Source organism: Euzebya rosea (genome assembly GCF_003073135.1).
In the GTDB taxonomy this organism is placed as follows: Bacteria; Actinomycetota; Nitriliruptoria; order Euzebyales; family Euzebyaceae; genus Euzebya; species Euzebya rosea.
This window is the reverse complement of record NZ_PGDQ01000008.1, coordinates 211,869-224,945: the sequence shown is the minus strand read 5'-3', so window position 1 is coordinate 224,945 and position 13,077 is coordinate 211,869. Positions and strand designations below refer to the sequence as shown.

The window sequence follows — 13,077 nt, the reverse complement described above, 5'->3', positions numbered from 1 at the left end:
GAAGATGCTGCGCACCTCCGCACAGCTGGTCGACCAGCCGGAGGTGGACCGGGCGGTGACCGACGGGACCCTGTCGACCGACCAGGCGGTGGTGGTGTCCGAGACCGTCGCCGATGCACCCGATCGTGCCGGTGAGCTGATCGTGGACGCCGCCTCCCAGACGTTGCCGGAGCTGCGGAAGAAGGCGCGTGACATCCGCACCGCTGCCGATCCGGACCGGGAAGCGACCCGTCGCAGGCATCTGGCGCGGCGGGCGTTTCGGTCGTGGACGGAGACCGATGGCGAGTGGAAGGCGTTCCTGCAGGCCCCCGGAGACCTGGGTGCCCGGATCGAGGCGGCACTACGGGGCGAGCACGATGCGGTGTTTCGTGCCGCCCACGCCGCCGGCCGTCGGGAGGACGATGCCTGCTACCGGTTCGATGCGCTGCTCAACCTGCTCGACCACCCCACCACAGGCCCGTTCACCATCGACTCGTCCAGCCCGACTGGCGAGGGTTCCCAAGCGGTCTCCACGACCACGCCGGCCCAGCCGACGCTCCCCGGAGCCGACGACACCGCCGACCTGAGCAGCAACGCTGCGGACACGAGCGGGATCGGTACCAGCGACCCCCAGAGGGACAGGACCAGCCCGGACAGCCCCGACCCGGACAAGCAGCATGTCTCGGAGCCCAACGCCACTGATCCCGACGCCGGATCGGGAGGCCATCCGGCGTCGCAGCGACATCGACCCTCCGGCAGGCAGACCAAGGTGATCATCCGCGTCGACGGCTCAGCCCTCGTCCGCGGCGAACTCGCCGACGGCGAGGTCTGCGAGATCGCCGGCATCGGCCCCGTCGCACTCTCCGCAGTCCGCGAACAGATGCTGGACGCCCACATCGCCTACGTCATCACCAACGCCACCGACGTCACCGTCGCCCACCTCGGACGACAGGTCACCGCACGGCAACGCACCGCACTGGAAGCCCGCGGCTACCGATGCGAGGTACCCGGCTGCACCGCCGACCACCTCCTGGAGATCGACCACGTCACCGGATGGGCCATCACCCGAACCACCCGCCTGGACGACCTCGCCTGGCTCTGCGCCGCACATCACCGCGACAAGACCAGACGCAACCACCAGCTCCACGGCCCACCCGGCCAACGCATCTGGACCACCGACACCGGCGTGGAGATCAGCCGCGACCCACCCGCCCACGCTGCCTGACACCCACCGGAACCCACACGCACCGGCCGTACCCGGGACGCCCGGTCCTTGAGCCGCCACACCGTCGTTGCCGACGACACGCGACCAATCTCGCCGATCGACCGGCCCGAAGCCGGGCTTGGCCCTCCGCCGATGTCTGTGCAAGGTGCGACCAACGCCACCCCGCGACCGTCACGGAAGATCGGGCTCTCCCACCGGTGTCGCCGCGAGGTGCGATCAGAGAAGCTTGTTCGGCAGAAGACGAGCCACTCAGGCGGGATCAAGGACGCTGGTCGAACGTCGATCTCGGGCGGTGTCGCTGCAAGGTGCGACCAGGGTGCCCCTTGACCACCCGCCGACCGATCTCGGGCGGTGTCGCTGCAAGGTGCGACCAGGGTGCCCCTTGACCACCCGCCGACCGATCTCGGGCGGTGTCGCTGCAAGGTGCGACCAGGGTGCCCCTTGACCACCCGCCGACCGGACTCGGTCCGCCGGTGTCGCTGCAAGGTGCGACCAGAGGCACCCCTCGACCGACCGGACAACCAACCTCGGTCCGCCGTCGTCGCTGCGAGGTGACCAGACCAGCCTCCTGCAGCTACAGCCGGATGACGCGCCGGGCTCGGGTCATGACGTTCAGCGCGCCGTGCAGGCCGCGGTCGAGGATGGAGTCCTCGTCGGGCATCAGGCCGAGCTCGCGGGCCATCTGCATGCCGTCCCAGTAGGTCCGGGTCGACGCGATCATGCCGTCGGCATCGACAGTGATCAGCTCGCTGCCGATGACCTCACCCGAGGCACCGGTCGGCTGGTACCCGTCGAAGGGGCCGCCGGTGAACGTGCCCGTCGCGGTGAACTCCAGGGCCACGGTGTCGCCCTGGACGATCATGGAGTCCTTCGTCCGCTGGAAGTCGGGGAAGGCGGTGAACAACATCTCCAGCGCACCGCGGATCGCATCGCGCCCCGTGTAGGTGCCGACCGGCAACCACAGGAGCGTCGCGTCCGGTGCATGCATCTCGAGCAGTCCGTCGATGTCGTGCGCGTCGATACGCTCCTGGTAGCGATCGATGACGAGGTCGAGTTCGGCCATGGCAATCCCTCCGGTAGTCGGCTACCGGGTCGCCGCAACGCAGCAGGCCCACGACCAACGTACGCCTGCCCACGCCAGCCGTGAACCCCTCTCATCACCCGCTTCAGGTCAGCTCGGAGATCTCGAACAGATGGCCATCGGGATCGCGGAAGAACGCCCGCGTCTCGCCCTCCCGTACGTGCGGCGGGGCCAGGAACGTCGCGCCGCGTTCGCGCAGCAGGGTGTACAGCCCGTGGCAGTCGGCGACGCGGAAGATCATCTGTGCGCTGACTCGGTCCGGGTCCTCCGGCGGCGCCAGGTGGACGGTCGGCTTGCCCTCGTCGGGGCCGCCGCCCTCGACCAGCAGGAGCCAGCTGTCCAGCAGTCGGAGCACGACCGACGTCCCGTACTCGCCCGTCACCTCGGCGTCCAGCACCGAGACGTACCAGTCGCGGCTGGCCACCGTGTCGGTGACAACCAGCATGGTGGTCAGGGCAGACGCCTCGAAACGCTCCATGCATGCACCGTAGAGGCCGATGCGCAGCAGGGGAACCCCGGCCCGCTACCCCTCTGCACTCCTTCGCCGGCGCTGCTTCGCCGCCACCAGCGCGAGGTCGGCGGCGTGGAGCAGCGTCGTGGCGTCGTCGCCGCCCGGGCTCCTGACCGACAGGCCGTAGCCGAACGAGGGGGTCCGGGGGATCGCGGTCAGCCGGTTCTCGAGCGCACGGGCGCCCTGCTCGTCGATGTTGGGCATGACGACGACGAACTCGTCCCCGCCGACCCGGGCGACGTGGTCGGCCGCCCGCGCCTCACCGCGCAGCACGTCGGCGAACCGGCGGATGAGCGCATCGCCGGCGTGGTGCCCCTCCTCGTCGTTGACGCGCTTCAGGCCGTCGAGGTCGAAGGCCACGACCGTTACCTCGGTTCCTCGCCGGTCGGCCTGCGCGATCGCGGTGTCGAGCATGGCCATCAACCCCCGCCGGTTGAGCAGCCCCGTCATCGGATCGGTGGTGGCGGCGTGCTCGAGGGTGTCGACCATGACCAGCAGCAGGCCACCGAGGTGGCTGGTGACCATCAGGACGATCAGGCGGCTGATTCCCGACGCGATCTCGGTGGCCAGGCCGCCAGCGCCCGGCTGTCCGAGCGACAGCGCGACCCCGACGCTCGCGCAGAGCAGGGCAACGAGGTCGGGGATCGGCTGGCGCATCACGGCGGTGACGATCAGCACCGCCAGCATGTAGCCCGCGGTGACCGACAGGTCGGGACCGGTGACCCGGTCGACCAACGCCACGACCAGCACCAGCACGAGCGACGCGGTGACGGCGGCCATCGGCGGTAGCCCCCGTAGCCCAGCCAGCAGTCGCATGGCCCGTAGGGCCCGGACGTCGTCTCGTGCGATGGACAGGATTGTGCCTCCTGACGCAGGAGGAGGGGGCGAATCCCGCTGCCGAACCAGGCATGCCGAAAATCATGCACGCCATGCGTAATTGCACGGCGTGCAAATTCGTCTAGCCTCGGTGTCCATGTCCGCCGACACCCTCCGCGAGCGCAAGAAGCGCGAGACGCGAACCGCGATCATCGTCGCGGCGCTGGAGCTGTGCGAGCAGCGTGGGGTCGAGGACGTGACCGTCGCCGACATCGCCGAGGCGGCGAACATCTCCCGGCGCACGTTCTTCAACTACTTCGGAACCCGCGAGGAGGCGATCCTCGGCGGCAGCCGCCAGCGGTCCGAGGCGATCGCGGGGCTCGTCGCGGCCCGTCCGGCCGACGAGGGTCCATGGGAGGCGGTCCGTCGGGCATACGGCCAGTTCCTCGCCGAGGGCGGCGAGCCCGAACGCGAGTGGCTGGCCCGCGCCCGCCTGGTGCGGTCCAACCCCAGCCTGCTCCCGCAGCAACGCGCCGACTTCGCCCGACTCGAGCAGGCGCTGACCGAGGCGCTCGTCGTTCGCAGCGGTGACGCGGCCGACCCCCTGCGACTTCGCCTGCTCGTTGCCGCTGCGGTGTCAGCCGTCCGCGTCGCCTTCAACGCCTGGCTGGACGGCGAGGTCGACGGGACCCTCGCTGCCGCGCTGGACGACGCCCTGTCCACCGTCGGCGCCGGCTTCGACCGCATGCCCACGCACAGCCCCTGAACGACGTCGAACCGTTCCGCCAGCCCCCGGAGAGCCCGCCGATGCCACCGCCACGTTCCGCCACGCCCACACCCACGAGCACACCCGCCTCCACGTCCACGGGGGACAAGCCCGTGTGGCTCGTCTTCACCGGGCTGATCCTGGCGATGCTGCTGGCGGTGCTCGACCAGACGATCGTCGCCACCGCGCTGCCGACCATCGTCGGCGACCTCGGTGGACTCAACCACCTGTCGTGGGTCGTCACCGCCTACCTGCTCGGGGTGACGGTCACCACTCCCCTGTACGGCAAGCTCGGCGACCAGTTCGGCCGCAAGCCGATCTTCCTGGGCGCGATCGGCGTCTTCCTGATCGGCTCCCTGCTCAGCGGTACCGCCCAGACGATGACCCAGCTGATCCTCTGGCGGGTCGTCCAGGGCATCGGCGGTGGTGGCCTGATGGTCCTCGCCCAGGCGATCATCGCCGACGTCGTCAGCCCGCGGGAACGCGCTCGCTACCAGGGCTACTTCGGGGCGGTGTTCGGCGGTGCATCCGTCGCCGGTCCGCTGCTCGGCGGCTTCTTCACCGACAACCTGTCGTGGCGCTACGTCTTCTGGATCAACCTCCCCATCGGCGTGATCGCCCTGGCCGTCGCCGCGATCGCCATCCCCCACGTCCGCGCCCCGATGACCCGTCGCGTCGATGTCGCGGGCAGCGTCCTGATGATCGCCGCGGTCAGCTGCCTGGTGCTGCTGACCACGTGGGGTGGCGCGGAGTACGCCTGGGGGTCGCCGCCCATCCTCTTCCTCGGGGCGGCCACCGTGGTGCTCATCGGTGGGCTGCTGCTGGTCGAGCGCCGTGCGGTCGAACCCGTGCTCCCCCTTCGCCTGTTCGCCGACCGCACCTTCACCGTTGCCACCATCGTCGGGTTCGTCGTCGGCTTCGGCATGTTCGGGGTGATCAGCTTCCTGCCGTTGTTCCTCCAGGTCGTCACCGGTGCCTCGGCCACCGGATCGGGCCTGGCGCTCGTCCCGCTCATGGGCGGCCTGCTCGTCAGCTCCATCGGCGCCGGGCAGGTCATCGGTCGAACCGGTAGGTACCGGGCCTTCCCCATCGTCGGGACGGGGGTCGCCACGGTCGGCATGCTGCTGCTGTCGACGATGGGCACCACCACCTCCGGCGCGACCGTGTCGACCTTCATGGTCGTGCTCGGTCTGGGCCTCGGACTGGTCATGCAGGTCATCGTCCTGGCCGTGCAGTCGTCCGTGCCCGCCCGGGACATGGGGGCCGGCACGGCCAACGTGAACTTCTTCAGGTCCGTCGGGGCCTCGGTCGGCGTCGCGGTCTTCGGGGCCCTGTTCAACACGGGACTGGCGAGCCGCCTCGGTGACCTGCTCCCGGCCGGCGCCGCCACCCAGCTCGGTGAGGCGGGGGCCCGCGGGTCCACGGCGATCGCCCAGCTGCCGGCGGCGGTCCAGCAGGCCTACGTCGATGGCGTCGCCGGGTCCCTGACGACGGTCTTCGGCTGGGCGGTCCCCGTGCTGGTCGTGGCGTTCGTGGCGGCGTGGTTCCTCCCCTCGGTGGAGCTGCGCGGCACCGGTGTCGCCGAGGAGCTGGCCAGGGAGGCCGCTGCCGGCGTCGCGCCCGGCCAGATCGCCCCCTCGGTGGTCGAGCCCACCGCCGACCATGGGCTGCGACCCGCCGGGGCCTGACGTCGGTCCATCCGCCGGACCCGCCGGGGGTCACACACCGTCATGTCCCCCGAAACTGGAGGTCATTGACAGTTGTTCGGCCGGCTGCCTAGGTTGCCCCCGTGACACGCCTGATCCCCATGCGTGCACTCCTCCTCCTCGGCGCACTGCTGGCCGCCGCCTGCAGCGGTGCATCTGCCGACGAGGTGGAGGTTCGCATGCTGGACAACACCTATGCCCCCGCCGTCGTCGAGGTCGACCCCGGCGAACCGGTCCGGTTCCGCAACGCCGGCCGGGTCCCCCACAACGTCATCGCCGACGACGGGTCGTTCGTCTCCGTCGACGAGACGGGGGACAACACCCAGCCCGGCGAGGACTGGACGGTGACGATCGACGACCCCGGCCTGTACGCCTACTACTGCTCGCTGCACGCCACGCAGAACGAGGCGGGCCGCTGGCAGGGCATGGTCGGCACGCTGGTGGTGGGTGACGTTGCCGACGCCGTCGACGTGGCCGCGGCCGGGTCCGACGCGCCTGCCGAATGGACCGGGGAGACCCGGCGCGTGCCCGAGGACCACCCGACGATCCAGAACGCCGTCGATGCCGCCGACCCCGGCGACCTGGTCCTGATCGGGCCCGGCGTCTACAGGGAGGCCGTGTCGGTCACCACCCCCGGGCTGGTCATCCGCGGCACCGACCGCAACGAGGTGATCCTCGACGGCGAGCTGACCCGCGAGAACGGGTTCGCCGTCACCGCCGACGGGGTGGCCATCGAGAACCTCACCGCCCGCGGCTACACCGTCAACGGGTTCTTCTGGAACGGCGTCACCGGCTATCGCGGCAGCTACCTGACCGCCATCGACGACTGGGTCTACGGCATCTACGCCTTCGACTCCGTCGACGGGCTGTTCGAGCACAGCTACGCCTCGGGCTCGTGGGACGCCGGCTACTACATCGGCCAGTGCGACCCGTGCAACGCCGTCGTCACCGACGTGCTCGCCGAGTTCAACGGCCTCGGCTACTCCGGCACCAACGCCTCGGGCAACATCTGGATCGTCGACTCCGAGTGGCGGCACAACGTCGCCGGCATCGTGCCCAACACGCTGGACTCCGAGCTGCTGCCGCCGGCCAACGACGTGGTGATCGCCGGGAACTGGATCCACGACAACGGTGAGGTGGGCCGGGCGCCCAACCGCACCGCCGAGTGGTCCGCCTACGGCAACGGCGTGGTCCTGGCCGGCGTCCGCGACGCGGTGGTCCGCAACAACCTGATCGTCAACAACCCGACGTCGGGCGTGCAGGTCGTGTCGATGATCGACGAGCAGTTCTGGCCGTCGGGCGGCAACGAGATCCGTGACAACGTCATCCGCGGCTCGGGCCGGTCCGACCTGGCCATCGGCGGTCCGCTGGAGCAGGGGTCCTGTATCGCCGACAACGACGCGGACACCACCCTGCCGTTCCTCGCCGGGCTGCTGCACCGCTGCGACGGCATCAACCTGCCCCTGTGGTACGGACTTGCCACCGCAGCCGACCCGCTGGCCCGCATCGCCCAGGTCAACGCCGGCCAGAACCCGCAGCTCGCGCACGGCGAGGCACCCAAGCCGGAGATGGACTTCGCCCAGCTGCCCGGCGGCGCGGACGCACCGGTCGTGCCGGCGGTCGACGTGTTCGCCGGGCTGGACTTCGACCCAGATGCGATCGTCACCCCGACGATGCCCGACGGGGTGGAGATCGCCGACCGCCGGACGACCCTGTTCGGCATCCCGCTGGACGGCGGCTTCTGGCCGGTGCTGTACGGGGCGCTGATGTGGTGGATCCCCGTCCTCGTCTGGCTCCTCGGCGGGCTGTGGGCGCTTGCCCGGCTGTGGCGTGGCGAGAAGGCGACGTGGCAGAAGGCTGGCTGGTCCCTCGCCGCCGTCGGATGGCCGACCGTCGGCGTCATCGCCTACACCGGCCTGGCCGCCGACGGCTGGTCGTGGCGACGACGACTCCTGGTCGCCGTCGGTGGCACGCTGGTGTGGCTGATCGTCGTGGTGGCAGCGCTGCTGATCGGTGGAGTGGTCTGAACCGGAGAGGGACGATTCGTGAGTGACAGGGCCGAGCCCGACGAGGTGACGCCAGCCGACGGCGGCGCGGCCGGTTCCGGCGAGCCCACCACGACCGGCACCGCCGCGTCCGGGACCGCGGCCGGCCATCGGAGGGTCGGCCGGCGACAGGCACTCCGAAGCCTCGGGGGCGGGAGCCTGTCGGTCCTCGGTGGCGGCATGGCCATCGGCGCCGTCAGCACCCACGCGATCACCCACGCGAAGGGGGCGCAGGCTGCGGCACCGGTCGTGGGGTCGGCTGATGTCGACCACGTCGCCCACTCCGCGTCCGGTGGCTACCCGACCGCCAACCCCGGCGCCATGTCGGCGGAGCTGCCGGTGGGCGCGGCCGCCGGACCGTACGGCGGGCCGTACGCCGCCCCGGAGGACGTGGCCGAGGACGCGCTCGACGGGGTGACCGTCCCCCCTCCCGCGACGTCCACCTCCACGGGCGAGGCGGTCGAGGTCGAGATCGACGTGGTCGAGCGGGCCCATCGGATCAGCCGGAGCCACACCCTCCAGGCGTGGACCTACAACGGCACGGTGCCGGGTCCGATCATCCGAGCCACCGAGGGCCAGACCATCCGCGTCCGGTTCCGCAACGCCACCGGACACGACCACAACCTGCACTTCCACGGCCGGCACTCCCCGTTCCACGACGGCTGGGAGCCCGTGCCGCCGGGTGGCGAGACCGTCTACGAGATCGTCGCGGGGCCTGCCGGCGTGCATCCCTACCACTGCCACACCATGCCGATCGACCGCCACATCGCCCGCGGGCTGTACGGGATGTTGATCGTCGACCCGCCGGGTGGACGACCACCCGCCCACGAGGTGGCGCTGCTGCTGTCGGGCTTCGACCTCGACGAGGACGGCCGCAACGAGGTGTACGCCTGGAACGGCATCGCCGGCTTCTACGAGAAGTTCCCGATCAAGCTCCCCACGGCCGAGCCCGTCCGGGCCTACGTCGTCAACGCCACCGAGTTCGACCCCCTCGCGTCGTTCCACCTGCACGCCGAGACCTTCGACGTCTACCCGGCCGGCATCGGCGACACCCCGGCGTTCTCCAACGACGTGGTCACCCTCGGCCAGATGGACCGGGCGATCCTGGAGTTCACCCTGTCCGAGCGTGGTCGCTACATGTTCCACCCGCACCAGCACTCCATCGCCCACCGCGGCGCGATGGGTTGGTTCGCCGCGATCTGATCGGCCGCGCCCGATCGCCCGGCATCGGGACGGCGCGTCGGCCGGGTCGACACGAGACACTGCCGGGCGTGACCGTCGAACGCCCGCCCCAGGACCCTGCCGCCCTCCTCCACCGTCGTCGGCGGATCCTTGCCTCCCTGGACCTCGAGATGGGCCGCGGGCTGGAGATCGGGCCGCTGTACCAGCCGGTGGCGCTGAAGGAGGAGTGCGACGTCCGCTACGTCGACGTTCACCGCACACCAGGGCTGCGCGAGTACTACGCCGCCCATCCCGGGACGCCGATCGACGAGATCGTCGAGGTCGACTTCCCCCTCGTCGTGGGTGACCGCACCCGGTCGCTCGCCGAGGCCACCGCCGTGGCCGGCCCGTTCGACTGGGTCGTCGCCTCCCACGTCATCGAACACGTCCCCGACCTGATCGGCTGGCTGGCCGACATCGCCGACGTGCTGGTCGACGGCGGTCGGCTGTCGCTGGCCATCCCCGACCGGCGGTACTCCTTCGACGCCCGACGACCCGCGACGACCGTCGGGCAGATGTTGCTGGCCCACCAGCACGGTGACACCCGCCCGTCGGTCCGCGCGGTGTTCGACCACCACCACGAGGCGGTCACCGTCGACGCCCGGGCGGCATGGGACGGTCGACCCGGCCGCGAGACGACGATGTTCCCGCTGGAGACCGCGCACCACATGGCCGTGCGAGCCATGACCGAGGACACCTACATGGACTGCCACGTGTGGCTGTTCACCCCGCGCAGCCTGGTCCGCCAGCTGCAGGTCCTCGCCCGCATGGGCTACCTCGACTTCACCGTCGCCCACGTCGACCCGACGGCCGTGGACACCCTGGAGTTCTTCGCCGTGCTCGAGCGCATGCCCCGTGACCTCGACCCGGCCGAGCGGGCCCGCTTGGTCGAGGAGGGGTTCGTGCTGCCGGCCGACCACGTCCGTCCCGAACCCGAGCCCGACCCGCGGTTCGTCACGAGCGAGATCACCCACCGGGAGCAGGCGCTGCTGGACACCAAGCGGCGGATCAGCAACCGCCTCAAGGGACTGCTCAGCCGTCGGTGAGGTCGGCGCACCGGATGGGGGCACGCCAGTCGGCGTCGCCCTGGCGTGGCGGGATGACCACCTGCGCGATCTCCTCCGGTGACGTGCAGGCGTCCTCGGCGATGTCGACCTCGACGTTCCATGCGGGGCCGGCGGACCGCAGCGTCGTCGGGCGGGCGTCGAAGGACCACACCGCCAGGAGCAGCACCCCGCCGAGCACCAGCCCGGGCGTGACGACGCCGGCCAGCATCCCGGGCCGGAGCTGCACGGCCTCGAGGCTGCGGAGGATCGCGACGAACAGCAGGATCCCCGGCACCAGCGCGTAGCGTCCGCCGTTGGTCGGGACGTGCCCACCGTCCCAGGTGACCGCCAGCTGGACGTCCGGTCCGCGCACGAACAGCAGCGCCGCGAAGAACACGACGCTCCCGAGGACGAGGGCGACCGTGGTCCCACGTGCGGCGGTGGTCTGCTCGCGGACGATGCCGGCGACCAGCAGGGCACCGACGGCGAGCGCCACGACGACCACGAGCACGGCGCCCAGGGACAGCCACAGCCGCTGGCCGATGGTGTGCCCGGTCACCAGCTCGGTGACGACCCGCTGCAGGTAGATCCAGATCAGGTCGAGGGGAGCGCCGCCGGCGTCGCCCACCGACTCGCCGGCACGCATCCGGCCGAGCACCGCCACCGCCTGCACAGCAGTCCCGACGATCGTCGCCCACACCGGCCACAGGGTCGGGGCCGACAACGACCGACGATCACGCCACACCCGCCAGGCTGCGACCGGCCCCAGCAGCGGGGCGAAGATGGAGGACAGCGTCGCGGTCAGGCAGACCACGCTGCCCAGCGCCTGACGGCCCCGTCCACCGCGTGTGTCGGCCAGCGCCAGCAGCCCGCCGGCCATCAGGTAGTAGTGCAGGTTGGTGATGTTCGCGAGCGTCTCGTAGGCGCCCCAGGTGCACAGGACGACGAACGCGGCCAGCGCCGTCCGTGCCCACCGCGTCGTCAGCAGGCTGGCCGAGGCGAACCAGCCGTAGGTCGCCAGGCCGGCCACGATCCCGCCGGAGGCCAGCGAGAACCACGCGTCGACCAGCCGGACGGGCAGGACCGTCGCGACCAGCGCGAGCAGCCGCGGGACGGTGTGCAGGTAGCCGGCGTAGGGATGCCACAGCGACCGAGCGCCGAGGTCCCATGCCTCGAACAGGAACAGGCGGCCGTCCTCGGCCCAGACCGTCGCCCATGGGGGCGCCCCGCTGTACCGCACCTGGGTGGCGACGGTGGCCCCCACCAGCGCCAGCAGCACCAGGCCGATCGTGCGCCGACGGTCGGGGGTCATGGCCGGACGGTACGGACGATCAGCGTCGTCACGCCGGCGACCGCGACGGTCAGGCCGGAGAAGGTGACCAGGGCCGCCCGCATCGCCAGGTCACCGCCCGCCCCGCTGACCATCACGACCCCGGCCACGGCCAGGGCCAGCAGCCACGGCGGCGCCAGCGAGACGTGGCGGTCGAGCGCGATCACGACCTGGTTGGCGAGCAGCGCCGCGCAGGCCAGGAAGACGGCGGCGGCGGTCAGGCCGGCGAACGTGGGGCTCGGGCGCAGATCGGACCCGAAGGCGATCGCGACCAGCGGCGGCCCCAGCACGACGCCGGCACCGGCCACGGGCAGCACCGCCACGAGGCCGTAGCGGATGACCTTGCGGATCCGCGGCCACAGCAGCGACGGCTGGTGGGTGGCCTGCTGGAGGTACGGCAGGATGCGGGCCAGCAGGCCGGAGTACAGCAGGACCAGGGGCGCACGGGCGGCGGTGGTGGTGACGAACACCATCGAGGTCACCGCCGGGTCGGCGCCGAGCAACGCGGTGACCAGCGGCCCGCCGGCGAGCAGCACCTGCGCGATGGCGTTGGCGAGGGTCGTGGTCGCAAGGAACGGCGTGGCCGTGGTTGCCGGTTGGGCGGGCCTGGCCGACGGACCTGCTGCGGACTCCTCCGCTGGCGTGGCCACCACGTCCCCGCGTGCCGCAGCGCGAGCCGGGGCCGGATTCGAGCCGAACAGGCGTCGCGGCCCGTGGCCGGCCAGCACCCACCAGGCTCCCGACACGAACGCGCCGCCCGCAAGGGTCAGGGCCAGCACCTCGGCGCGTGGCGCGATGATCATGGCCGCCACGGCGATCACGAGGCGCAGCAGCGACTCGCTGCCGGTCAGGACCCCGTAGACGGTGAACCGTTCGTCGGCGGCGCTCAGCCCGCGAGCGGCGACATGGGTGCCGAACCCCAGCGCGATCAGCCCGGCGGCGAGGGGCCACACGGGATCGGTCGACCCGAACAGCTGCATGGCGAAGACGCCGGTCAGCGTCGTCAGGCCGATGACCAGGCCCACGATCCAGGTCCATGGCCCCCGTCCCATGCGGCCGGTGCGGGTGACGTAGGCCTCCAGGGACAGCAGCCCGACGGTGTGGATCAGGTACTGCAGGGTCCACAGCACCCCGACGGGGGCGTAGTCGTGCTGGCCGAGCACCCGGGCACCGAGGATGGTGAAGGCGTAGGCACCCAGCCCCGATGCGATCCCGCCCATGACAACAGCGCGCGTGCTGCTGTCGCGGCGCGCGCTTCGGGCCGCGGCCTCTGCACTCATGCCATCCATCGTCGCAGGCCCTCCACCCGGCCGATCGACATGCCACCCGCTCTCGTGGACAGGGGTGGACG

11 protein-coding genes are annotated in these 13,077 nt (G+C 71.4%); 6 read left to right on the top strand and 5 right to left on the bottom strand.

Features of this window, described 5'->3' with window-relative positions; genetic code table 11:
* The coding region (locus CUC05_RS13215; RefSeq protein ID WP_157965524.1) for an HNH endonuclease signature motif containing protein at window positions 1-1,204 on the top strand (1,204 nt) is incomplete at its 5' end.
* Between the two features lie 574 nt (window positions 1,205-1,778).
* Here the strand turns inward: CUC05_RS13215 and CUC05_RS13210 are convergent.
* The 3 genes from CUC05_RS13210 to CUC05_RS13200 form a co-directional block, all read right to left on the bottom strand.
* A complete protein-coding gene (locus CUC05_RS13210) occupies window positions 1,779-2,267 on the bottom strand; it encodes an ester cyclase (RefSeq protein WP_108666567.1) in 489 nt (162 codons plus the stop codon).
* A gap of 103 nt (window positions 2,268-2,370) precedes the next feature.
* Window positions 2,371-2,763, bottom strand: a complete 393-nt coding sequence (locus CUC05_RS13205) for a VOC family protein (RefSeq protein ID WP_108666566.1) — start codon at window positions 2,761-2,763, stop codon at window positions 2,371-2,373.
* A 45-nt stretch (window positions 2,764-2,808) separates the two neighbouring features.
* Entirely contained in the window at window positions 2,809-3,576 is a 768-nt protein-coding gene (locus CUC05_RS13200) for a GGDEF domain-containing protein (RefSeq protein ID WP_157965523.1), read from the bottom strand.
* A gap of 193 nt (window positions 3,577-3,769) precedes the next feature.
* Here CUC05_RS13200 and CUC05_RS13195 point away from each other — a divergent pair, with 193 nt between their 5' ends.
* From CUC05_RS13195 to CUC05_RS13175, 5 genes are all read left to right on the top strand, one after another.
* Window positions 3,770-4,378, top strand: a complete 609-nt coding sequence (locus CUC05_RS13195) for a TetR/AcrR family transcriptional regulator (protein WP_108666564.1) — start codon at window positions 3,770-3,772, stop codon at window positions 4,376-4,378.
* Between the two features lie 41 nt (window positions 4,379-4,419).
* Entirely contained in the window at window positions 4,420-6,066 is a 1,647-nt protein-coding gene (locus CUC05_RS13190) for an MDR family MFS transporter (RefSeq protein WP_108666563.1), read from the top strand.
* A 101-nt stretch (window positions 6,067-6,167) separates the two neighbouring features.
* Window positions 6,168-8,111 carry a right-handed parallel beta-helix repeat-containing protein gene (locus CUC05_RS13185; protein ID WP_108666562.1) on the top strand — a complete coding sequence of 648 codons (1,944 nt, stop codon included), beginning with the start codon at window positions 6,168-6,170 and terminating at the stop codon, window positions 8,109-8,111.
* A gap of 18 nt (window positions 8,112-8,129) precedes the next feature.
* Window positions 8,130-9,332, top strand: a complete 1,203-nt coding sequence (locus CUC05_RS13180; RefSeq protein ID WP_205712319.1) for a multicopper oxidase domain-containing protein — start codon at window positions 8,130-8,132, stop codon at window positions 9,330-9,332.
* Between the two features lie 68 nt (window positions 9,333-9,400).
* Entirely contained in the window at window positions 9,401-10,396 is a 996-nt protein-coding gene (locus CUC05_RS13175; RefSeq protein ID WP_108666561.1) for a methyltransferase domain-containing protein, read from the top strand.
* Here CUC05_RS13175 and CUC05_RS13170 read toward each other — a convergent pair.
* Entirely contained in the window at window positions 10,383-11,708 is a 1,326-nt protein-coding gene (locus CUC05_RS13170; RefSeq protein WP_108666560.1) for a hypothetical protein, read from the bottom strand. The genes CUC05_RS13175 and CUC05_RS13170 overlap by 14 nt on opposite strands.
* Window positions 11,705-13,006 (bottom strand): hypothetical protein, encoded by a 1,302-nt coding sequence (locus CUC05_RS13165; protein WP_157965522.1) that lies wholly within the window; start codon window positions 13,004-13,006, stop codon window positions 11,705-11,707. The genes CUC05_RS13170 and CUC05_RS13165 overlap by 4 nt, the downstream gene beginning before the upstream one ends.
* Between the last annotated feature and the right edge of the window lie 71 nt (window positions 13,007-13,077).

What these genes read in the sequence shown, in the direction of transcription:
- CUC05_RS13210 (WP_108666567.1), bottom strand. Translation starts at nt 2,267, where the DNA reads ATGGCCGAACTCGACCTCGTCATCGATCGCTACCAGGAGCGTATCGAC.
- CUC05_RS13205 (WP_108666566.1), bottom strand. Translation starts at nt 2,763, where the DNA reads ATGGAGCGTTTCGAGGCGTCTGCCCTGACCACCATGCTGGTTGTCACC.
- CUC05_RS13200 (WP_157965523.1), bottom strand. Translation starts at nt 3,576, where the DNA reads ATGGCCGCCGTCACCGCGTCGCTCGTGCTGGTGCTGGTCGTGGCGTTG.
- CUC05_RS13195 (WP_108666564.1), top strand. Translation starts at nt 3,770, where the DNA reads ATGTCCGCCGACACCCTCCGCGAGCGCAAGAAGCGCGAGACGCGAACC.
- CUC05_RS13190 (WP_108666563.1), top strand. Translation starts at nt 4,420, where the DNA reads ATGCCACCGCCACGTTCCGCCACGCCCACACCCACGAGCACACCCGCC.
- CUC05_RS13170 (WP_108666560.1), bottom strand. Translation starts at nt 11,708, where the DNA reads ATGACCCCCGACCGTCGGCGCACGATCGGCCTGGTGCTGCTGGCGCTG.
- CUC05_RS13165 (WP_157965522.1), bottom strand. Translation starts at nt 13,006, where the DNA reads ATGAGTGCAGAGGCCGCGGCCCGAAGCGCGCGCCGCGACAGCAGCACG.